This is a genomic window from Candidatus Tisiphia endosymbiont of Dascillus cervinus, assembly GCF_964026405.1.
Classification (GTDB): domain Bacteria; phylum Pseudomonadota; class Alphaproteobacteria; order Rickettsiales; family Rickettsiaceae; genus Tisiphia.
On sequence record NZ_OZ032146.1, the window covers coordinates 238165 to 261196 of the forward strand.

Below are 23032 nucleotides of genomic sequence, written 5' to 3' on the forward strand. Positions count from 1 at the left end.
AAATTGTTTTTTTAAAGTATTTTTCAGTTAAAAAGCGATTCTTTGACCGTAATTTTACCTAAATTGTAACATTTTATAGCTAACTTAAATAAGGTTATAATTTTGTTCTAAATAATGTTTTTTTTGTTTTTACTATCTACTGAGTTTTGTTGTGATGACTTTCTAAGCCTAGATTTATTCTTATGTAGCTTTATAATTGCTTTGGTTACTCTTACTACAAAAGATGGCTCAATCCCACCTTCTAGACAAGTTTCTTTAAAAGATTCACTACCACCAAAAATCCATAATTTTGCTTCTTGTTCTAGCTTTTTTGCTGTGCGGAATTTTGATATATTGGTTGCGTCAATAATTGCCTGAGTAATAATAGCTTTACGTAAGATAACATCAGGTGAATTAGTGTATGATTTAAGACGTTCAAATGGGGATTGGAATTTAATAACATTATATATATTTACTTTGTTAACCATAAATTTATTACCATATATTGATTTTAATTAAGTTCTGCGTGCAGAACCTAAGAAGTATAATGATTTTTATGCGTGTACTAATAGTTTCAGGGTAAAAAAGTGTAAATATTTTAAACTTTCTTAATAATTTAACCTGTATTCGATGTAACAAGTTAATACTAGGCTCAAGTAATAATCCCCATTAGGAGGATATCAGCCCTGCGTAGCTTACTATTGACCACATCTTTTTTTCGTTCGCTAGCAAATAGCTCACACTAGACTCATTGGTTATTTTGTGGTACAATGTAAATGTTTTTGCATACTCGAATAATCCTACGAATTTCAAAGCAGAAAAGTATAAATAATTTATGGTTTTAAAGTACTATGCCTGTGTTACCTATTGTGACTGCTCCAGATTCAAAATTAAAACAAAAATCTTTGCCAGTAAGCATAATCGATGATAATATAAGAAAGTTGATGGATGACATGGTTGAAACTATGTATCATGATCATGGTGTGGGGTTAGCTGCCATTCAGATTGGAATAGCTCAGCGTATATTGGTAGTTGATTTGCAGAATAATGATGATACAGAAAGACCCGCTGGGTTTTATCCATTATTTATCGCTGACCCGAAGATAATAGACAAATCTAAAGAATTAGTTGTGGCAATAGAAGGGTGTTTATCTCTACCGGAACAACGGGTTGAAGTAGCAAGGTCTGAGTCTATAACTATAAGATTCTTAGATTATCATAATAACCAGCAAGAATTAAAAGCTGATGGTTGGCTTGCTAGGGTTATTCAGCATGAAATGGATCATTTAGATGGTAGACTACTAATTGATTATTTAAGTGATATAAAAAAGGACATAGCATTACGTAAATTAAAAAAACTGAAAAATAATATTTTGTGCAAGTAATTTTCATGGGTACGCCTGAATTTGCTGTACCTACTCTTAAGAGTTTAATTAACAGTAAAGATCACCAAGTGGTTGCTGTATTCACTCAATCTCCAAAATCTAAAGGAAGGGGGCTAAATGAGGTAGCATCACCTATCCATAGTTTGGCATCAAAATATGATATTCCAACTTATACCCCTAAAACCTTGAAAACCGAAGAAATAACCAATTTAATTAATTCAATTAATGCGGATATAATAGTAGTAGTTGCTTATGGATTCTTGATACCACAAGTTATCCTACAAGCCAAGAAATATGGATGTCTTAATATCCATCCCTCAAGTTTACCACGTCATAGGGGAGCTGCTCCATTGCAGAGTACTATTATAGAGGGAGACTCTGAAACTTCTGTATGCATAATGCAGATGGATGAGGGGTGGGATACTGGTGATATTATATTGCAGCATTTGTTTTCACTCTCTCCTAGAATAACTTTACCAGTTTTGCATGACCAATGTGCAGAAATAGGGGCTGATTTATTGGTTAAAACTTTAGATAATATTGATAACCTACCAAGGATTGTCCAAGATAAAGATGGAGTAATTTATGCTCATAAACTCAAGAAAGAAGAAGGGAAGATAAATTGGTATGAGACTGCTTACAAAATAGATTGTAGAATTCGAGGTATGAATCCATGGCCTGGAATATATTTTGAATATAGAGGTAAAGTTATAAAGATCCTAGAAGCGTATTATAATGATTTGGATGTTAAATTACAGCCTGGTACTGTGGTTAATAATAATATCTTAGAAATAGCTTGTGGTAAGGGTACTTTGATCATCAGAAAATTACAGCAAGAAGGAAGAAAAGCTTTAAACGTTGAAGAATTTATACGTGGGGTACAAATTCCCCTAGGTACTTTATTGAATTGATGTGGGAGAATTAGTATATACTAACTCCAGCCACTCATCTTCATCAATAATTTTAATTCCAAGTTCCTTAGCTTTTTTGAGTTTACTACCAGCATCGCTACCCGCCACCACTACAGCAGTAGCAGACGAAACACTACTACTTACCTTAGCTCCTAATTTCTCTGCCTGAGATTTTGCTTCTGCTCTTGAAAGAGTAAGTAAAGAACCAGTAAATACTACAACTTTACCAGTTAATGCAGTTTTGGTGGTTTGATCACTATAGTCTTGAATTTCTAAAATTTTACTTAACTGATGAATAATTTGTAGATTTTCTTTAATATCAAAGAAATCGATAATATCCACCAAAATTTTATCTCCTATTCCTTCTAGATCATTTAACCTTTGGTACATAGGCTGATCACCCTTTAATAAAGATTCCATAGCTTCTATAAAATTACCATAATTCTGAAATTCTCGAGCAAGTAATTTGGCATTTTGTTCGCCAATATGCCTAATTCCTAGGGAATAAATGAATTTATTTAGGGGGACGGTTTTGGATTTTTCAATGTTTGCAAATAGGTTTTCTACAGAAATTCGCCCCCATCCTACCATATTTTCAAGCTTGACTAAGCTTTTTTCATTATTATTTTGTAAATAAAAAATATCCACAGGATTTTCTATTAAAGATTTTTCCAGCAAAAATTCTATTTGTTTTTCCCCCAAACCATCTATATCTAAAGCATTTTTAGATGTGAAATGACAAATTCGTTCATAATTTTGAGCAGGACAATTCAACCCATTATCACAACGAATTATTATTGTCTCTTGATTATAATGTAAATTAGAATCACAAGACGGACAAAGTTTTGGTATATCGATTTTTTGTGATTCACTAGAACGTTTAGTAAAATCTACCGCAGTAATTTGCGGTATGACGTCCCCTGCCCTCTGCAAAAACACATAATCATTAATCCTTATATCTTTCCTTATGATTTCCTGATAATTATGTAATGTAGCTCTTGATACCCTAACTCCCCCAATAGAAAGCGGCTCTAACTCAGCAACAGGCGTTAACACACCTGTCCTACCTACTTGTAGAGTAATATTAATTAGTTTAGTTTGACCAACTATTGCAGGGAATTTATGAGCAATAGCAAATCTTGGGCTTCTTGCGATAAAACCCATCCTTTGCTGCAAAGCAAAATCATTTAGCTTATAGACAATACCATCAATTTCATAAGGCAATTGATCTCTAGATGAATTCAAATATTCATAGAAATATTTCATATCATTTTCAGAATATGCTAATTTTCCTATATTATTAACGATAAACCCTAGCTCTTTTAACTTATCTAATAAAGCATCCTGAGAATCAGCTATTTTGTTACTACTACTTCCCACAGCATAAACAAAATACCTTAGAGGTCTACTTGCTGTAACGTTTGGATCTAACTGCCTTAACGACCCAGCAGCCGCGTTACGCGGGTTTGCAAATTTATCTTTTTTTGATAATTCTTGTGCTTGATTTAATAATAGAAAATCTTGTTTATTGATATAAACCTCACCTCTTACTTCCAAAATTGCTGTATCCAAGACTATTGAATGAGGGAAATGCTTGATAGTCTTAATATTTTCAGTTATATCTTCTCCAATAAAACCATCACCTCTTGTCGCAGCAGTGGTGAGTATGCCATTCTTATAGGTAGCAGAAAAAGATAAACCGTCTATTTTAGGTTCGCAAAAGATAGGTTGAAAACTATCAAGACGTAAGAAATTCTTTATTCTATTTATAAATTCTGATACATCCTCATTATCAAATGCATTACTAAGAGAAAACATTGGATTTATATGTTTTACTTTAGAAAATTTCTCTGCAGCTAGACTACCGATTTGTTTAGTTGGACTATTTGCCAGCACAAGATGAGGAAATTTTTTTTCAAGTTCAAGATTTAAATTAAATAATTGATCATATTCAGCATCAGAAATCAGAGGAGTATCTTCTTGGTGATATGCTTTATTATATTTTTCTATCTCACTTGCCAGTTGTTTTAGTAAGTTTTCTACCTCTGATTCAGAAAGATGTTCAATATTGGTTGGAATATTTTGCATATTAATCGTAAAAGTTTGAAGACCAGATTTAATTGTAACTAGGTATGATGTATGAGGTACGGTAATGTTGTATTGAACTCAGGTTAAATTATTATTATCGCATAAACCTTGGCAACATAACCTAATAAGACCTATTTAACGTAAACTCAAGTAAAGAAGCTAAATGATCTTTATAAATATTCTGTATAGGGATTTGCTCTAATAAATTACTAGCCTCATTCTTAATGTTTGCTAGATGGTCGATAATTTGTTGCTTAATACCATGTTGTATCATCAAACTTCGTATTATCTCAAATTCACTCTCAGATCTATTATCCGCCTTAATCATTTTCTGAACTGTTAATTGCCCGGTATCATCAAGCTTCTTATATAAAAAGATTAGGGGTAGAGTTATTTTTCCTTCTAAAAAATCATCACCTATATTCTTGCCAATATCATGACTATTTCCTAAATAATCAAATAAATCATCAATAATTTGGAAAATATTTCCTAAATATCTACCAAAATTTTGTAAACTTTCACAGATCTCGTTAGATTGACTAGAAATAATTGCTCCTACTTCACAAGATACTCCAAATAACTCTGCAGTTTTCGCCATAATTATTTCATTATATTCTGTTTCGTCAATAATTCTCCGCTGATTCAATTTCACAAGCTGAGAAACTTCACCTTCTGATATAATTGCTGAAGCTCTTGATAAAGATTTCATAGCTTTAACAGATTTGGTATCTACCATTAACTGAAATGATTGACTAAATAAAAAATCTCCAACTAGAATACTAGCCTTACTCCCCCAAACAACATTAGCAGTAGGTTTGGATCTTCTCATTGTACTTTCATCTACTACATCGTCATGAAGTAAAGTTGCTGCATGAATAAATTCTACAGCTCCAGCAAGTTTGATATTATCTTCACCGACATAACCAAACATTTTACTAGTTAGAATTGTTAGTAATGGCCGGATTCTCTTTCCACCAAATTCTAGTAAATATTTACCTATTACGCCAACTAGTTGTTCTTTGGCAGCTAAGTGGGTCAGAATAAGTTTATTTAAGCTAGACAGTTCTACTGCTAAATCTTTATGTATTATTTTTATAGTATCCAATTTACATCTCTAATGCTATTTTAACCTCAGTTCGATATAAGAATTATTAATTCTTATATCGATACTTGCTTTGTTATAAGGAAAAATGCACTCTTGAAGCGGCTGACGCGGGTGCATTTTAACTTTTTTCATCATTCAATATGTAATTTTAATAATTAAAATCACATATTGAATGGAGTATTATATTTTAACAATCAGGTGGGCAGCCGCTTCAAACCTGATTGTTTCTATATATAATACTGAATTCGATGTAACTTGTTACATCGAATTCAGGTTATTTTATGACTTCCTGCCAAACATCACTATCAACCTCCAAAAAAGGCTGGATCATTAATTGTTTTAACAATGAATGATGCTCATTAAAATCAGGTACTAGTTCTTGTATCCTTTTTGTTACATTATCACCAATATGTATTTTTTCCGAGGCTTTTTTGTATAATGCTAGATAATATAATGGCAAAAATTTATTAAAGTCTACGGAACCTATTTTGCCTTTTTCTATATTACTTGAATCTAAATTATACTCAAAACTTATGTCACCTGAGTTAGAATCAGGATGATCTGATATGGTTCTTAAAAAATACTTCGTACCTTCTTTGTATACAATACGACTATCTTCTGAGAATGTTTTAAACCTACCCAAGTTAAAGAAATAATTGGTTATAATATCCGTTGCCTTTAAATAATTATTGAAGACAATAAGTCCCTTAATATCAAATTTTCTAAATGCATCTAGCCTGCATTCACTTGATAATCGAAATCCGGTATTATTAGAAAACAAACTAAGATTATTTATTTGAGCTCTCATTATATCTTTTTTTCTAGCAAGAAAATTTATATCTAAATCAAAAATATATTGATGGTTCTCTAATTCAGTCAAGTTGAATTTATCTTTATTACTGTTAATATACTGTAATTCTTCTATTAAAGATGAACTATTAGGGAGTAGCGATATATATGACAATAAATACTGTATAGAATTCAATATATTATCGGAAAATCCTGGCTTCAAATCAATTTTTGATTTAACCTTAAGATGACTATCATTGCTACCTTCTTCTACTTTACTTTGATACAATAAAGTAGTCAAGGATTCTTGGATACTACTTGAAAACTTGCTGGATATCATTTTTATTTCCAAATCTTTAGCAAATTCACTATATAAAGATTTATTAGTTTTTATATAAAACTTACCTTCAAAACTAAAAGGTATCGGCCAAGCAAATCTATATAATAAAAGACCAGCTGGTATTCTTCTGTTTATAATATTACTTTCTAAGATGTTTGTTGAATAAGTAACATTTAATTTTTGTGGCACATTATTTTTAAAATCTTCTAGATCAGTATAATATTTATTCCTTTCTAGTGAAAATGAAATAATTGTATGATCTTCATCATATAATTTCTGCCCGTCAACTAAATCAAAAATTTTTGTTTTCTCAGATGTTAATTCCAACTTTTTTATAAAATTTATAATTTCAAACGGATCTTTTTTTTGTATAAAAATCTTAAATAATTTAAAGCTTAAAGGCATTTTGGCTATAAAAGAATAATTACCACTTTCGAATTTTGTACCAAATCCCAACTCAATAGGTTTATAGCGACCTGTTGCGTCACCAAAATAACTAACAAAGCAAGCCTGTTTCAGTAAATCATAACCTATATAAATCGGGGAATTAAATTCAATTATACTATTCTCTCCCTCTTCATGCCAACCAATTACTTGCAAGGCAATTTTAAACGGAAAACCATAGCTAACAACTTTATTAAATTTAATGAAATATTTTTGTTCACTATCTATCGAATTAGCAGCGATATAGCGGTTACTATATTGCCCATTAATCTTACTAGCTACAGAAGTAACAATTACCAACCATGAAATGGTATAAATCAATAGGATTACAGCAATTATAACTGATATATATATTAACTTTTTTCGCATGCTCATTAACTTCAATTTACGCGAATTTGGGATAAGAATTTGTCAATTCTTATCCCAAATTCAGTGAAATTATAGATTGCTTCGTCGACCTATGGTCTCCTCGCAATGACGTTTTATAAGCGTATATGTCTATTAGCGAGCGAACGTACGTGAGCGTGGCAATCCATTTTGCTAAAAACATGATTTTAAAAGATTAAAATTATGTTTTTAGCTTTAGAAAGGTTTAAAATGCATTCGCAAAATCGTTTTAAGAATACATTTTCCCTTATATTAAAGCCAATTCGGGATAAGAATTAACTAATTCTTATCCCGAATTGGGGTCAATTACATAACTTCACATATTCCCGGTTTAGTTGTACTATATTCCAAAACCACAAAATAACTATAATAATAAAAATTGTTAGTAAATAAACTACTATTGAATCACATGTGGCAGTAGGCACTATAATAAATATAAAAGACTGGATAAAAGCTCCTAAGGACTTACCAAATTTAATACCAATAACCTCAACAGCAGCTTTACCTTTTGTTCGAAGTTCTAATGATAAAGGAATATATGCCATTTCCTTTGTTGAATCAAATAACGAATATTTAGTTGATTTACTTAAAATATTTTGTACTCCTCCGATAATTACAGCCACATAAATTGGATTAAAGTCTTTTATACCAAAACTTATATATTCTGAAAAAATAACAAAGATAAAAAACATTAAGCCAGTTATCAAAAGCATTAAGGGTGTTAATAATGCTGAAATTAACCAAGTAAATTTCCTAATCACATTACTACCAACTATCATAAAAGTAACGCTGGAAATTCCCATCCAAATATTAAACCTACCCATAAAATGTATATAATCTAACATATTGGAATTAAGCTCCCTTACCTTAGCTTTCCACGGACCTTCCACTATATTAATTAGTAGTGCATAACAAATTATCAATAAAGCAATGCGTCCAATATATTTTGAGTTAATAACCAACCTTATACTATCCATAAGTGATAAGGAAGTTTTTGCCTGTATTTGAACTATTTGGAAATCAGCCTTTAGCACCTCGTCATTCAAAATAAGATAATTAATTAACCTAAATAACAGCATGGAAATTATACCAACAAACACTATTATAGAAATAACAGGTTGTAGCATTAGTTCTGATTTATATTGCAAATCTTCATTTATTATAACTTGAGCATCGACTACCCCTCGTACATTTGAGAAAGCTACTAATATATTGCCAGCTAAAATCAGACCAACATTACCTACCATTCCTAAAATTGGATAGAAACGTTTCGCTTTACTGGTATCAAAAATATTATTAGCAAATTGCCAAAACATTAGATTAATAATTACTGCACTCCATAATTCTGAACAGATATACATGAGAGCATAACTCCATTTACCCATTATCTTGATAAACCATCGAAAATTAGGATACAATGATACTAAATGTTCTACCTGCTCAGCATTTGGATGATAAAACTCCTGATTAGGGTAAATGATATAAGCAAATATCAGGAAAAAAAGCAAAAAACTCAAAATTACTATATAAAAAATATATTCAAAACGTACGTGATTACTAAGTTTTACATATATTATAGTAAATAATATAGAGGAAGGAAGAACAAACCAAAGTTTTAGGAAACTAATGACTTCTGCTCCTATTGATGGTATGACCAATCCGTCCTTAACGGATCTAAGTGTTCCAAAATTAAAAAGAATACACAGCATCATTAATGCCATAGGCAAAAAAAGTTTCAATTCCTCTCTTTCTATAGGCCAAATGATTTCCTGAATTTTAGTAAAAATACTTTTGAATGGTAACATTATTTTATACAAAAAATTACCTAAAGACTAACACTATTTAACCTGAGTTGCCAATTAATTTATAAGAGCAGAGCTAGGTTTTATGAACATTTGAAGTTAATTTGTAACATTAAAACACTTAATAAAAACTATATTTTTTAGAAATATGTTTGTATTAAAAATGTTTTAGTATCGAGCCTCACATGAAACCAGCGTTAAATATAGCTTTTGCCAGTATAATTAATTGGCAACTCGGGTTATTTAACATAGATAATGTAATGAAGCCAAACTAAACCTTTTAAAGCTCTATGTTAATAAAGTCAATGAAAATAAGCATATTTTTCTATTAACAAAATATTTATGTGACAAAATTATAGGACAACGAGACATAACTTGCCTTGTAGGAAAATTTTTAATATGCTACAAAAGATAAAGTAAAATGATAATAATTATGTCCATTAGGTCAATATTAGCCATATATTTATTGTTTCTTTTTCCATTATATTTATATGTTAATGTAGCATATGCTAATATAGACGTAGAAATTGCTGAATCACATAAATGCTCAAGGATGTTTCCTTACTTTGAAAAGGTACATAAAATTCCTCCTAATACGTTACACTCGATAGCTTTAAAAGAATCGGGCAAAAAACATACTGAATATAAAATTAAAGTGGTTTGGCCTTGGACTGTCAATGTTGAAGGTAAAGGATATTATTTTAATACTAAAAAAGAGGCAACATCATTTGTAAAAAAACAAATTATTCAAGGCAAAGAAAATATTGATGTAGGATGTATGCAAATCAACTTAAAACATCATTTAAATGCATTTAACTCTTTAAATCAAGCTTTTGATCCTAAGAAAAACGTCGCCTATGCTGCTAAATTCCTAAAAGCTAAATATGATCAGTTAGGTAGTTGGCACAAAGCAATTGCTCATTACCATTCAGCCACCCATGAGTTTGGCTCTAAATATAAACAAGATGTTATCAAAATTGCTAACAATATGGACTTGTATAAAAACTCTATTAACATGTATAGTGGATACAATTATTATAATAATACACCTCCTCTGCCAACAAACATGCTTTTGAGGAATAAACAGAGAGCTTCATTTGAAAGTAATATTAGGAAATATAAGAGTAATATTATGGTAGTATTACCAAGAGCTAGCTAGAGGTAACAATTATATTTGATCGTGAGAAGTTAAAATCTAATCGTGACAAAGTGGTGGATAATATCGCTGAGTGTTCGTTTTTTAAATATGCAGCATTCGATATTATTGAACGTCTAAATATTATTGATAAAGAATTTCCTGATATTTTAGATTTAGAATGTCGTACTGGTATACTAACTAAACTATTAGTGCAGAACTATAACTATGCTATAATTGTAGCGGCTAGTGCATCAAATGTTATGTTACAATCGTTTGACCATACTCCCAAATTACTAGTTGATGAAGAAAACTTACCATTTAAAGCAGCTAGTTTTGACCTAATAACTTTTTCCTTGGGTCTACACTGGATCAATGATGTACAAAATTTTCTGTTACAGATAAAACGTATTTTAAAACCAAATGGTCTATTTATTGGTAATTTTATCGGTGGTAACAGCCTAAAAGAACTACGAATGAAATTCATTGAAACTGAAATAGCATTAAGTCGTCCTCACTTTCAACATGTTTCCCCTTTTATCCATTTTGATCACGTAACACCTTTACTAGGACAGGCAGGATTCACAGAAATTATCGTTGATTATGAAAATATTCAACTGAGCTATAAAAGCCCTTTAGATTTCATTAGAGAATTAAAGAATATTGGAGAATCCGGAGCGTTATTAAAAAACTCTCATAACATGATATCGAAGCAAATGCTTTCTATTCTAAGCAATGATACTAACACTTTTACCGAACAAATTAATATAATTAGCTTCATTGCCTCTCCGAGTAAAAATAGTATAAAAATAACCAGTATTTAAAATAGTAGGAAAAAATAAGCATTTATAGCTTGCTCTTACTTTCTCCTTACATTATTATAATAATCATAGCTAATATACATAATATGGTATCTTATGAAAGCACAGTGCTCAACAGTTACAAGTAAGGGACAAGTTACTATCCCATCATATATTAGAAACAAGCTACACTTATCTTCTGGCAGTAAATTAGAGTTCATTATACAAGATGGCTCTTTTATAGTAGTGCCATTAATAAGCCAGTTAAAAATTTAAAAGGAATACTTCCCAAACCGAAAACACCATTAAGTATCGAAGATATGAATGAATCCATTAAGAGTGGATATGATCGGAATTGATACTAATGTTTTAATTCGTTATTTGATTCAAGATGACGAAGTACAGAGTAGCAAAGCTACAAAATTAATTGAGCAATATTCAGGTATTAGTGGTTCTATATTTATTACAAAACTTACGCTATGTAAGGTTCTAAATAGCGTAAAGAGGGTGAACGTAACTGCTGTTGCATATAATGATCTAAAAGCCCTAACTTTATTTGATAAACCGTCTTACCTATTTTGTGTGCAGTTCTTTTTAGAAAAGCCCACACTAAAAATGCACAACTAATGTGATTACGCTGGATGCGTTGTTTTCTGCATTGGCATCGTTCTATACCGGTAAGTTGCTTGATTTCTCTATGCATGCTCTCAATTACCCAACGAAAGCCACACTCATCTTGTACGGCTTTAGAAGATTTTTGAGTTTTGTTATTGGTAACAATATAATCAACTCTGTTGGTAGAAACAGTAAGTTTAAACAAATTAACATGCTTATCTTTTGCAAAGCCCTTTATATGAATCTCCACTCCGCTCTTAATTTCCTCATCTGAAAACGTTAACTTGCTAACAGCTTTATAAGGCTTAGAAGAGGAAGTTTTAGTAACGTTTCTATTTGCTTTAATAGGAGCATAATAATATTTACCCAAGGAATCAACATGTTGCATAATTTTATGCGTAGCATACCATGTGTCAAAAAGCACAGTTTGAAAAGGAATCTTTTTGCTATACACAGCATTATTTAACATATTTAATAGGTGTTCTACTTTTGTCGCTCCATCATGTTCGGGCGAAAAAATTCGGTAATCTATTACCCAAAACTTATTAATATCCGGATTATAATATACCAAACTTACTACTCCTATACCAGTAGTAATACCACCTGTAGCCCCACTGTACTGTGATCTAGCAATTTCTATTTTCTTGGTATTTCTTTTATTTAACACCGTATCATCAAATATTGTATATCCGTTAGGCGATAAAATAACATCATCCTTAATATGTTCCCATAACAAAGAAGGTGTATATTTTTCATTTTTTAAAAATCTATTAATAACATCATGGCTACATTTTTTGGCATGTTCAGCATAGTAGGTCAAACTATAATTCTTTTGACTCACTATTAGAAATTGACAGTAATCTGTCCTATTAACTGGTATTGCTTGCAATTTTATCCTCTTGGCATTTGTAAATTATACTCAACATAATGTACCATTTTTTTTCTCATAGCGTAAGTTTTGATTAATAACATAGTAGTTTGTGAAATAATTTGGGTTTTAGGACGAGGTTATAAATATTCAAAAAACCAAATAATAAATGTACTAAAAGAAATATTTGCTACTATAGAATTCCGGTTTGAGGATCACAAAACTTTATCGCTAACTGTTAGAGAATATGAGAACTGTAATACAGATTTTGCTGATATTTTAATAGGTAAACTAAATGAACTAAATGGTTGTAGTACTAGTTTCACTTTTGACCATAAAGCATCAACTCTGCCAATATTTACTACAATAAAATAATCAAAAAATAATTGAATTAAATTCAAATTAGCTATTAGTGTTCGTATATTTATGGTTTATAATGCCATTAATTATTATAAGTAAGGGAAAATATATGCAAGAATTTGATTTAATAGTAATTGGTAGTGGTCCAGCTGGTTATACAGGAGCAATAAGAGCAGCTCAGTTAGGTATGAAGGTTGCCTGTATAGAGAAAAGGATGACGCTTGGTGGTACTTGCCTAAATGTTGGCTGTATTCCTTCCAAGGTATTGCTAAATTTCTCTGAGAAATATCATGAAGTATTGAACCATTGTGCCGATATTGGCATTATGACCTCAGCCAAACTTGATTTACAAAAAATGATGACTAAAAAAAGTCAGATAGTATCAGACTTATGCAAAGGCATAGAAAGCTTGTTTGCAAAAAATAAAATCACTAAATTTACAGGAAGTGCCAAATTTATTTCAGCCAATCTTGTGGAAATTACTAACGGTACATCAATTGAACAGATATCGGCTAAAAATATTTTAATTGCTACTGGCTCTGATATTATTGAAATGCCCAATATTGTTGTTGATGAGGAATATATAGTTTCATCAACGGGAGCTTTGAATCTTGCTAAAGTCCCAGAAACTATGGTAGTGATTGGTGGTGGTTATATCGGTTTAGAGCTTGGTTCGGTATGGAATAGGCTTGGTTCTAAAGTAACGGTTATTGAATATGCTGGAAGTATTGTGCCAGCTTTAGATAAAGAGATTATCGGTCAATTTACCAAAATCCTGCAAAAGCAATCTATTGAATTGCGATTAAATACTAAGGTGCTGTCTGCTGAGAAAAAAGCAGGAAAAGTTGTTTTGAATATACAACAAACAGCCGATAACTCAGTGCAACAAATAACTGCTGATATAGTGTTATTGGCTGTTGGTAGAAAAGCCCATACAACAGATTTAGGTTTAGATAAATTAGCTATTGAAACGGACAAACAAAATAGAATTACGGTAAATAGGCAGTTTCAAACAATAATTCCGAATATTTATGCTGTCGGTGATGTAATTGCTGGTCCTATGCTTGCTCATAAAGCAGAAGAGGAAGCTGTTGCTGCCGCTGAAATTATGGCAGGCTTAGCAGGTCATGTTAATTATAATCTTATTCCAAGTGTCATCTACACTTATCCAGAAGTGGCAAGTGTTGGTTTAACAGAAGAACAATTGAAAGAAGCTAAGATTGATTACAAAGTTGGTAAATTTCCATTTTTGGCAAATAGTCGAGCGAGAAGCACAGGCTCTACTGATGGGATGGTAAAAATATTAGCTGATAGCATAACTGATAAAGTACTTGGAGCACATATTATAGGTTCTTGCGCTGGTACTATGATTGCAGAGCTTGTAGCATTTATGGAATTTGGGGCTTCTTCAGAAGATATAGCAAGAACTTGCCACGCCCATCCTACCTTGAGTGAAGGCATAAAGGAAGCGGCTTTGGCTATGGATAGGAGGAGTATTAATTTTTAGGAAGCTGTTTAAATAGTAATTAGTTTTATACAACAAAGCCCATTAATTTTTTGATTTCAGTCAGAGTTCTAGTAGCGATAACTCTAGCTTTATCTGCTCCGTTATGTAGTGTGCTTACTAGATAATCTTGGTTTTTCATTAACTCTGCATATTTGGTATTAATGGGAGTTAGAGTTGTGATGATAATATCAGCTAGATCATCCTTAAATTTAGCAAAACCGGTATTTTGGTATTGATTAACTATTGTGTCAACATTACTACCAGATAAACTGCAATAAATGTTAATTAAATTGCTGATTTCTGGTCTATTCTGAGGATCATAACTAATCTCAGCTAAATGATCGGTTTTAGCTTTTTTAATTTTTTGGTAAATTTGATCTCGACTATCATTTAAATTAATACGAGATAAATCAGATGGATCAGATTTACTCATTTTTTTACGACCATCTTTTAAGCTCATTATTCTTGATGAGCCTTGAATTAATGGTTCTGGTAATTTTAGGATGTCTTGATTGAATTTCCTGTTGATGATAGCCGCAATATCTCTGGTAAGTTCTAAATGTTGTTTTTGATCATCGCCAACAGGTACTATATCAGCATTATATAATAATATATCAGCTGCCATCAATACTGGGTAAGACAATAATCCTAAACCAGCACTCTCCTGGTCTTTTCCTGCTTTGTCTTTAAACTGAGTCATTCGTTTAAGCCAACCAAGCGGAGTAACGCAATTTAATATCCAAGCAAGTTCAGTATGCTCCTTCACCATACTTTGGGCAAATATAGTGGTTTTCTCCGGCAAAAGTCCTGTTGCTATATATATAGCAACAGTTTGCAATATAGAAGAATTTAGCTCTATAGGTGAACGATCTATAGTAATAGCATGCAAATCGGCTAAAAAGAACAAGCAGTTATACTCATCTTGGAGCTTAGACCAATTAACAATTGCCCCGAGATAGTTTCCTAAATGCAGAGTCCCGGTCACTTGACATCCGGATAGAGCTGTTTTTTTCATTTAATTTCCCCGAATAATTACTAATTATATCTATATGTAGACGTAATTTTATGCTATTGTACCCATTAATTATTAACAACTAAGATTAACCAACTATGTTTTGGCGTTTAAGAGTATTAACATTTTATGCATTACTTGCTATATTTACCATTACATTCTTCCTTATATGTTACATACCTGTAACATATTTTAATGTCAACTATTATATACGTTACAGGATTGGAGTTATTTTCTCCTATGTATTTATTTGGCTGGCTAGAATCTTTTGTGGTTTAAAATACCAAGTTTCTGGTCTAGATAAATTGCCTTCATTTCCTTCTATAGTATTGTCTAATCACCAATCATGCTGGGAACAAATATTTGTACAATTAATTATACCTGAACATTCTTGGGTATTAAAAAAAGAGTTATTTAATATCCCATTATTTGGTTGGGGATTGGAAATGGTTAAGCCAATTGCCGTAGACCGTAATGCCAATATCTCAGTTGGTCAAATTTTAAGAGAAGGACAAGAAAAGATAAAAAGTGGTTTATGGTTGGTTATTTTTCCTGAATCTACTAGACTTAGACCAGAACAAAATGTCAAATTTAAACCCAGTGCAGCAAAATTAGCATTACTAGCAAAAGTACCGATCGTGATGATGGCTCACAACGCAGGGGTATACTGGCCAAAGGGTTTTTGGATTAAGAAACCAGGGGTAATCCAAGTAAAGATTATTGATGTTATTCCTGTAGAAGAAATGGAGCAATCTGATGTTCGAGAATTGACAAGTAAGATAGAACAGGTAATCAATACTGAAAAGCAAATATTATTTGAACAAACTTTGTGAAGCAATAAATTTAATCTAGACAAATATTAATGCCTTGGATAGAATTAAATAGTACTATTTAATCATGGCAGTTTAAAGTTGAAAAAACCGAAGTAGTTTTAGGTGGATATGTGCTTCAAACGTCATTGCGAGGAAATTGCTTCGGCGGTACTTCATATCTTCGTAGCTCATGACGTTGGATGTCTTAATAATTACTTACTTCAGCTTCAAGGTGCGATTTTTAAACTACCCTGCTATTTAACAGTATCAAAACCATTAAAAATAGGTATATCATGAAAGAAAAATTAACATTCAATCTTAGATATCTACGTGAGAATCAGGATACTCAGTACCCAGAACAATCTCTTGAAAAAGGGAAATGTAATAATTACAATTTACGTAATAATGTAAGAAATCCAGAAATACCAGATGCAACATTTAAAAAAGATCAGTCTATTCCCTATACTGTTCATAATTACACAGTATCACCAACTGTTGAGGCAGCTTTTAATGCTTATGAGACAAATGGCACCTCTACTCATTTTCTTATAGATAAAGAGGGGGTAACATTTAAATTGGTGCCTGTGACCTGTAGGGCTTACCATGCAGGAGTTGGTGGGTTACACTATCTAAGTAAGTGGAATCCTCACTTGCCGGAGAACATTTTAAAGAATGATATGAATAGTTTTTCGGTAGGAATTAATTATGTAAATACTGGATTAGAAGATTATCCCGAGCCACAGATAAGGGCTGGAATTGAGTTGCAAGAATGGTTAACAACTAACACACATTCTAATCCAAAAATGTTATTGGCTCATAGTGATTGGACTTCTGGAAGGAAAATAGGACCTGGACCGTATTTTCCATGGCAAACATTCGCCAAGGCAGAAGAAAAAGGGTTTTCTCATAATTTTGGTGTATATTGCTTTAAGGAAAGGAAAGAAAATCCGGAAGTAATAGTTTCTTATAAAGACGAGAGTAAGCAAGATAAAGATACAATTGAAAATATACAAAAGCAACTTGAGGAGTTAGGATATAAAGTACTAAATAATGAAGGTACGAATCTAGGAAAGCTAGATGATCAAACTATTAATGCTATGTTATCGATGAAACTGCATTATCGAGGACAGGATATTGTAAATGATCCAAATCAAAAGATTTTGTGGGAAAACTTGTGGCATAATAATACCAAAGAAAATAAAGAGGCTCTTGGTGGTATATGGGACGAAAATGACTCAATGGTACTTGGAGATGTGTTAAATCAGTACTCGGAAAATTAATCGCTTCAAATTTTTGTAATAAACCACACAAAACAACTAACTAGCCTCTATAAATATCACAGAGGCTAGTTGAGTTAGTTTGGTTTTAATTAAAATACTTACGCTCCTTAGTTACAACTTCATCTTCATTAGAGGAGGCTGTTTTGTTATTTTGCCATTTCTTTGCAGATTCGCGTTTATTACCATTATTATCGCTGTTATCTTTATAAGACTCAGATTTTTGATTACTTGTAACGTCCTGAGTAACTTTAGCATCGATATTTTTTATGGTTAATTTTGCTTTGCCTTTATTGTCAAAACCAATAAGTTTAACTTTTACTATATCTCCATGTTTTAAAACACTAGATACAGATTCGATACGTTCTTTTGAAATCTCACTAATATGTATGAATCCATCACGATTACCTAAATAATTGATAAACGCTCCAGAGTCTAATATTTTAACAACAGTTCCATTGAATATGCCGCCTATTTCAGGATCAAAAGCAATTGACTTAATTTTTTCGACAGCCATATCTAGCTTCTCTTTGCCTATAGCCGAAACAGTTACATTGCCATCGTCGCTTATGTCAATTTTAGCCGATGTCATATCACAAATTTCGCGTATTACTTTGCCACCCGACCCTATGACGTCTCTAATTTTATCTTTATCAATTTTAAAACTTTGAATACAAGGTGCATACTGGCTAATATGGTTATTGGTTTTATTAATAGTCTTATCCATTTCTTGTAAAATATGAACAAGACCAAGCTTTGCTTGAACTAAAACATGCTTCATTATTTCAAACGTTACTCCAGATATTTTTATATCCATTTGTAATGCGGTTATGCCGTGTGTGCCACCAGCTACTTTAAAATCCATATCTCCAAGATGATCTTCATCCCCCATAATATCGGATAATACTACAAACTTATCACCTTCTTTTATCAAACCCATAGCAATACCTGCTATAGGAGTTGTGATGGGTACTCCAGCATCCATCAGAGCCATTGAGCTACCACAAATAGTAGCCATAGATGACGAACCATTACAGGAGGTAATTTCTGACACTACTCTAATAGAATAAGGGAACTGTTCTTTAGTTGGCAACATACGGTTAATGGCTCTCCATGCTAGTTTGCCATGACCTATCTCTCTGCGACCAGGAGCTCTTACTGGGGTTGCTTCGCCTACTGAATAAGGAGGGAAAATATAGTTAAGCATAAAACGCTCTTTATATTCCCCGTCTAAACTATCAACAATTTGTTCATCTTGACCAGTACCTAGTGTAGTGACTACTAAACTTTGTGTTTCTCCTCTAGTAAATAAGCTTGAACCATGTGTTTTTGGCAGTATCGCAACCTCACAAGCAATGTTTCTTATATCTGTTGGTTTTCTACCATCTATACGAATATTTCTCTTTAATACGTCATGACGTAGTACATCTGATTCTACTTCTTTAAGAGCGAACTCAATCTGAGCATTAGTAAGATTATTATTAGCAATATCTTCGGCAAAATGTCGCTTAATTATATCAGAAACATGCTTTACCGCTAAGACCCTTTCTTGTTTTGATTTGATAGAAAAAGCATGCTGAATATCTTCTGATGCGATGCTTCTAATTTGTTCCTTTAAGCTAGTAGGGAATAAATCGGTAAGCTGTAATTTAGGTTTCCCAGCAATATTTACTAAGTCATTAATCAATTCAATTACAGGCTGTAATGCCTTGTGACCAAACTCAATAGCTTCCAACATTTTTTCTTCGGACAATAGATCAGCTTCAGACTCAACCATCATAACTGACGTCTTAGTGCCTGCCACTACTAAGTCTAATTTACTATCCTTTAATTGACTAAATGAAGGGTTTAATATGAATTGATCATTTATCAAACCAACTCTGCTAGCTGCTACTATATCTTGATAGGGTGCATTAGACAAAGCCAATGCAGCCGATGCTCCAATAATTGCTAATATATCCGTATTACATTCAGGATCGTATGAAAGAACAGTACATATTACTTGTGTTTCATTAAGAAAGGCTGGGTGGAATAATGGTCTAATCGGTCTGTCGATCAAGCGTGAGACTAATACTTCTTTTTCTGACCCTTTACCTTCTCTTTTAAAAAATCCTCCAGGTATTTTACCAGCAGCAAATGCCATTTCTTTGTAGTGTACAGTAAGAGGAAAGAATCCTATCCCTTCTTTTACTTCTTTGCTACTCACGGCAGTACATAATAAAACACTTCCTCCCATTTTTACCATAACTGCTCCATCAGCTTGACGAGCAATTTTACCAGTAGTTAATTCTAGTCGTTTCCCACCTAATTCTATCGTTTTTGTTATTTCTTCAAACATTCTTATTCCTTATTTAATGAACAAAAAACCCGGCTAAAATTTTGATTTTTTAACCGGGCTTTATTTTACTTTCTTATTCCTAGTTTATTAATCAACGACAAATATCTGCTTAGACTTTGCTTCTTGATATAATCCAACAATCGACGCCTACGACCAACTAACATCAATAATCCTCTTCTCGAAGAATAATCTTTGTGATTAGTTTTAAAATGCCCTGTTAAGTTATTGATTCTTTCAGTTAGAATTGCACATTGCACTTCACTAGAACCAGTATCGTTTTCTTTAGTAGCATATTCTGTAATTAATTGCTGCTTACGCTGTGCTGTAATCGACATCATTAATCTCCACGTTTATTTTTATTAGGTTAAATACTCGGAAAGAATTAAAGCAATTTTCACTCAAGCTACCAATTGCTAAGAGAGAGTCATGATACCGAATCCAAATTAATTCAATATTTTCAGGATAATCAAAATAGCATTTCTGACCATGAATGATTTTCTTAGCTTGGTCAGTAGTAGCATCAAGCACCAGGATGTCGTCCAGTACTGCTTCAATCTTTATAGCTTTTTCTGCGAGAAACTGTTTCATTTCTTGCTTTTGTATATCAAGTTCTGTTAATTTAATAGCATTGCATGCTGCAAATATTCCAACTTTAGTACGCTGTAATTCTACCACAAATCCTAAACTTTGCAAGGATAAAGTAATATCTTCTGCTAGAGTCCTTACATAAGTCCCTTTAGAGCATTCAACCTTATAGGTAGCTTGATTATTTTGGTGATTGAAATTAAGACATTCTAAATTATATATTTCAATATTTCGAGGAGTTAATTCTACTACCAAATCTTCTCGTGCTAACTTATAAGATCTAATACCGTTAACTTTTATAGCAGAAAAGGCAGGAGGACGTTGTTTTATTGTACCTATGAATTTTTTACATATATTATGGCAATCAATTGAAGTAGGAATATTATCAGTAACCTTTATTATTTTTCCTGAAGCATCTGCTGTATCAGTTTGCCTACCAAACTGTACCGTAAAAATGTAAGTTTTCTTTGCATCTACTAGAACTCGTACTAGTTTTGTTGCTTCACCAATTGCCAAAGGTAATACACCTTCAGCTTCAACATCCAAAGTCCCACAATGACCAACTTTAGCCCCTAAAAGGTTTTTCTTAATGATAGAAACAAGCTTTGCTGAGCTTATGCCTTTAGGTTTATAAATATTAAGCCAGCAATTATTAAGGTAAAACGTCATTTGTTCGGTTATTTACGAATATTGTTAGCATAAGAGTAGTTTAAATCTTAGCATAATCCTATCCTATGAAAAAAACACTGTTTTTCTTACAAAAAAGCACTTTGTATATCAAAATATATATTGTATATATAGAATGTTATGATAAAATAGAAATGATAGGCTAACTATATATTAAACGTAAACTTAAAGATATTTGCAATATGTATCTTTGTTTTTTTATTAGCAAAGCTTTTGGTAGCTTATCATATGAGGTTTATCATTTTCCTAAGGATAAGAAGCTTAGAATTAAGTTGGAATTTACTTCTCCTAATTCAAATCAAACAGAATTATATATTCCTCATCAAGTTTGGGGACATGATTTGTCTAATCAAATAAAAAATATTCATGTAGAAAATGGTGTTTTTATAAAAAATGCTAATAAAATAACGCATAAACCCAATCAAAAGATTATTGTATGGTATGATATATTGAATACTCAAGAAAAACTTGGATCAAGCTATTATACTTACATAATCGACCAGGGATTTTATTTTTTATATAAGTTTGCCTTAATATGCCCCAAATTATATACAAACGGCGAAAGTATAGATGTAGATATTAAATTTGCTAGTCATAATGATGTATTTACTAATTTTGGCAATATTGCTGCTAATAAAATACAAAAGCTTAATCTTACTGCAGATAACTTAATTTCAAAGGGATTTGCTATATCTGGAAACCATAGTATCTTACAAAATGTAAATTATAAGGGTAACAACATAATATTTTTTAGTATAGATACCAAATCACAGGAAAGATTAACAAAACTTTTGTATGAAATAATAAATGCTCAAGAGAGATTCTTTGAAACAAAGAATAATGATAATTTGTTTGTATTCATAAATAACCATAGAAAACATAATAGTTTCTATGGTACTTTAATTGGCGGTAATACTGTTCTGTATCTATTACCTGAGAAGTTTAATGTAAATGATTTTAATATTAAGCACCTACTGGCACATGAAAATTTGCATAAGTGGATAGGCAATACTCTGATAAAGGAAAAAGAGGAAACGCTATATAAGTGGTTTACAGAAGGATTTACACAGTATTTTACTGACAAGATTAATTTAACTAATGGAATTGTAACATTTGAAGAATATTTAGGGAACTATAACAAGATTTTACAAAAATATTATACCTCTCCTTACTTATTATTTGATAATGAAACTATATCAAAATTATATTGGGATAATGCTCTAGCTAGCGAGTTACCATATGACAGAGGCTATATAATAGCATCTGTACTAGATATAAAAATACAAAATCTAACTAATACTCAGTTTAGTTTAGATAATCTTATAAAAACAATAGTGGCAAATCATATTCATAATAAAAAAGAGAAATTCACTACCTCAATTATGAGGCAATATATTAACAATATTACCAAAAATAACTTGAAACGTACAGTTAATAAATTTGTAAAATATGGTAATTTTGATTTAAGTAATTTCTTAAATAACTCAAAATTACATTATAAAAAAATTGCCATAAATGATTATGGGTTTGATATTACAAATTTTCAAAAGATAGTTAGCAACTTAAAAAAGGATAGTACAGCATATAAAGCTGGGCTACGTAATAATGATAAATTCAAGAAAATTCATATTTCACAAAAAAATCAAGAAGCTGTAGCGGAAATAACCATTGAACTAATTAATGGAAGATTAATAAAAATTCCTGAATATACCAGTATTTATAAGTAGACAGGATTATCAAAAGCTAAAAAACAGAAACTTGATTTTAATGAATTATTATTGAGCGGTACAAAATTTGATCAACTAG

At 31.6% G+C, this 23032-nt stretch carries 20 protein-coding genes and 1 pseudogene; 11 read left to right on the forward strand and 10 right to left on the reverse strand.

The window, feature by feature from the left end:
* Positions 1 to 107: 107 nt before the first annotated feature.
* Positions 108 to 467 carry a hypothetical protein gene (locus tag AAGD19_RS01105; RefSeq protein ID WP_341747969.1) on the reverse strand — a complete coding sequence of 120 codons (360 nt, stop codon included), beginning with the start codon at positions 465 to 467 and terminating at the stop codon, positions 108 to 110.
* Between the two features lie 363 nt (positions 468 to 830).
* Here AAGD19_RS01105 and def point away from each other — a divergent pair, with 363 nt between their 5' ends.
* Together def and fmt are read left to right on the forward strand one after the other, a co-directional pair.
* Positions 831 to 1364, forward strand: a complete 534-nt coding sequence (gene def, locus AAGD19_RS01110; RefSeq protein WP_341747970.1) for a peptide deformylase — start codon at positions 831 to 833, stop codon at positions 1362 to 1364.
* Positions 1355 to 2275, forward strand: coding sequence for a methionyl-tRNA formyltransferase (gene fmt, locus AAGD19_RS01115; protein WP_341747971.1), 921 nt, complete (start codon positions 1355 to 1357; stop codon positions 2273 to 2275). Before def ends, fmt begins: the two co-directional genes overlap by 10 nt.
* On the opposite strand, the gene ligA is transcribed toward fmt, so the two are convergent.
* From ligA to AAGD19_RS01135, 4 genes are all read right to left on the reverse strand, one after another.
* Positions 2264 to 4363 (reverse strand): NAD-dependent DNA ligase LigA, encoded by a 2100-nt coding sequence (gene ligA / locus AAGD19_RS01120; protein WP_341747972.1) that lies wholly within the window; start codon positions 4361 to 4363, stop codon positions 2264 to 2266. The two genes, fmt and ligA, sit on opposite strands and share 12 nt — an antisense overlap.
* Positions 4364 to 4484: 121 nt before the next feature.
* The gene (locus AAGD19_RS01125; RefSeq protein WP_341747973.1) at positions 4485 to 5468 is read right to left on the reverse strand and encodes a polyprenyl synthetase family protein; all 984 of its coding nucleotides are present in this window, start codon (positions 5466 to 5468) and stop codon (positions 4485 to 4487) included.
* Between the two features lie 274 nt (positions 5469 to 5742).
* Positions 5743 to 7410, reverse strand: coding sequence for a hypothetical protein (locus tag AAGD19_RS01130; RefSeq protein WP_341747974.1), 1668 nt, complete (start codon positions 7408 to 7410; stop codon positions 5743 to 5745).
* Between the two features lie 320 nt (positions 7411 to 7730).
* Positions 7731 to 9233: an Npt1/Npt2 family nucleotide transporter gene (locus tag AAGD19_RS01135; RefSeq protein WP_341748413.1), complete on the reverse strand. Its 1503-nt coding sequence runs from the start codon at positions 9231 to 9233 to the stop codon at positions 7731 to 7733.
* Between the two features lie 418 nt (positions 9234 to 9651).
* On the opposite strand from AAGD19_RS01135, the gene AAGD19_RS01140 reads away from it, so the two are divergent.
* From AAGD19_RS01140 to AAGD19_RS07445, 4 genes and pseudogenes are all read left to right on the forward strand, one after another.
* Positions 9652 to 10389, forward strand: coding sequence for a lytic transglycosylase domain-containing protein (locus AAGD19_RS01140; protein ID WP_341747975.1), 738 nt, complete (start codon positions 9652 to 9654; stop codon positions 10387 to 10389).
* Between the two features lie 119 nt (positions 10390 to 10508).
* Positions 10509 to 11189: a methyltransferase domain-containing protein gene (locus AAGD19_RS01145; RefSeq protein ID WP_341748414.1), complete on the forward strand. Its 681-nt coding sequence runs from the start codon at positions 10509 to 10511 to the stop codon at positions 11187 to 11189.
* Positions 11190 to 11282: 93 nt separating this feature from the next.
* On the forward strand, positions 11283 to 11441 hold the full coding sequence (locus AAGD19_RS01150; protein ID WP_410520818.1) for an AbrB/MazE/SpoVT family DNA-binding domain-containing protein: 159 nt from the start codon (positions 11283 to 11285) through the stop codon (positions 11439 to 11441).
* A gap of 69 nt (positions 11442 to 11510) precedes the next feature.
* Positions 11511 to 11633, forward strand: a pseudogene (locus tag AAGD19_RS07445) (PIN domain nuclease); the annotation flags it as partial.
* Between the two features lie 4 nt (positions 11634 to 11637).
* On the opposite strand, the gene AAGD19_RS01155 reads toward AAGD19_RS07445, so the two are convergent.
* The gene (locus AAGD19_RS01155; protein ID WP_341747233.1) at positions 11638 to 12621 is read right to left on the reverse strand and encodes a transposase; all 984 of its coding nucleotides are present in this window, start codon (positions 12619 to 12621) and stop codon (positions 11638 to 11640) included.
* A gap of 117 nt (positions 12622 to 12738) precedes the next feature.
* Here AAGD19_RS01155 and AAGD19_RS01160 point away from each other — a divergent pair, with 117 nt between their 5' ends.
* Together AAGD19_RS01160 and lpdA are read left to right on the forward strand one after the other, a co-directional pair.
* Positions 12739 to 13023 (forward strand): hypothetical protein, encoded by a 285-nt coding sequence (locus AAGD19_RS01160; protein WP_341747976.1) that lies wholly within the window; start codon positions 12739 to 12741, stop codon positions 13021 to 13023.
* Positions 13024 to 13117: 94 nt separating this feature from the next.
* Positions 13118 to 14515, forward strand: a complete 1398-nt coding sequence (gene lpdA / locus AAGD19_RS01165; protein ID WP_341747977.1) for a dihydrolipoyl dehydrogenase — start codon at positions 13118 to 13120, stop codon at positions 14513 to 14515.
* 25 nt (positions 14516 to 14540) lie between these two features.
* On the opposite strand, the gene trpS is transcribed toward lpdA, so the two are convergent.
* A complete protein-coding gene (gene trpS / locus AAGD19_RS01170) occupies positions 14541 to 15530 on the reverse strand; it encodes a tryptophan--tRNA ligase (RefSeq protein WP_341747978.1) in 990 nt (329 codons plus the stop codon).
* A 95-nt stretch (positions 15531 to 15625) separates the two neighbouring features.
* On the opposite strand from trpS, the gene AAGD19_RS01175 reads away from it, so the two are divergent.
* The gene (locus AAGD19_RS01175) at positions 15626 to 16360 is read left to right on the forward strand and encodes a lysophospholipid acyltransferase family protein (RefSeq protein WP_341747979.1); all 735 of its coding nucleotides are present in this window, start codon (positions 15626 to 15628) and stop codon (positions 16358 to 16360) included.
* Between the two features lie 272 nt (positions 16361 to 16632).
* Complete coding sequence (locus tag AAGD19_RS01180) at positions 16633 to 17619, forward strand: N-acetylmuramoyl-L-alanine amidase (protein ID WP_341747980.1); 987 nt, start codon at positions 16633 to 16635, stop codon at positions 17617 to 17619.
* 85 nt (positions 17620 to 17704) lie between these two features.
* Here the strand turns inward: AAGD19_RS01180 and pnp are convergent, their stop codons facing one another.
* From pnp to truB, 3 genes are all read right to left on the reverse strand, one after another.
* Positions 17705 to 19954, reverse strand: a complete 2250-nt coding sequence (gene pnp / locus AAGD19_RS01185; RefSeq protein ID WP_341747981.1) for a polyribonucleotide nucleotidyltransferase — start codon at positions 19952 to 19954, stop codon at positions 17705 to 17707.
* 65 nt (positions 19955 to 20019) lie between these two features.
* Entirely contained in the window at positions 20020 to 20289 is a 270-nt protein-coding gene (rpsO, locus tag AAGD19_RS01190) for a 30S ribosomal protein S15 (RefSeq protein WP_341747982.1), read from the reverse strand.
* Complete coding sequence (truB, locus tag AAGD19_RS01195; RefSeq protein WP_341747983.1) at positions 20267 to 21208, reverse strand: tRNA pseudouridine(55) synthase TruB; 942 nt, start codon at positions 21206 to 21208, stop codon at positions 20267 to 20269. The genes rpsO and truB overlap by 23 nt, the downstream gene beginning before the upstream one ends.
* 200 nt (positions 21209 to 21408) lie before the next feature.
* On the opposite strand from truB, the gene AAGD19_RS01200 reads away from it, so the two are divergent.
* The gene (locus AAGD19_RS01200) at positions 21409 to 22953 is read left to right on the forward strand and encodes a hypothetical protein (protein WP_341747984.1); all 1545 of its coding nucleotides are present in this window, start codon (positions 21409 to 21411) and stop codon (positions 22951 to 22953) included.
* The last annotated feature ends 79 nt before the right edge of the window (positions 22954 to 23032 follow it).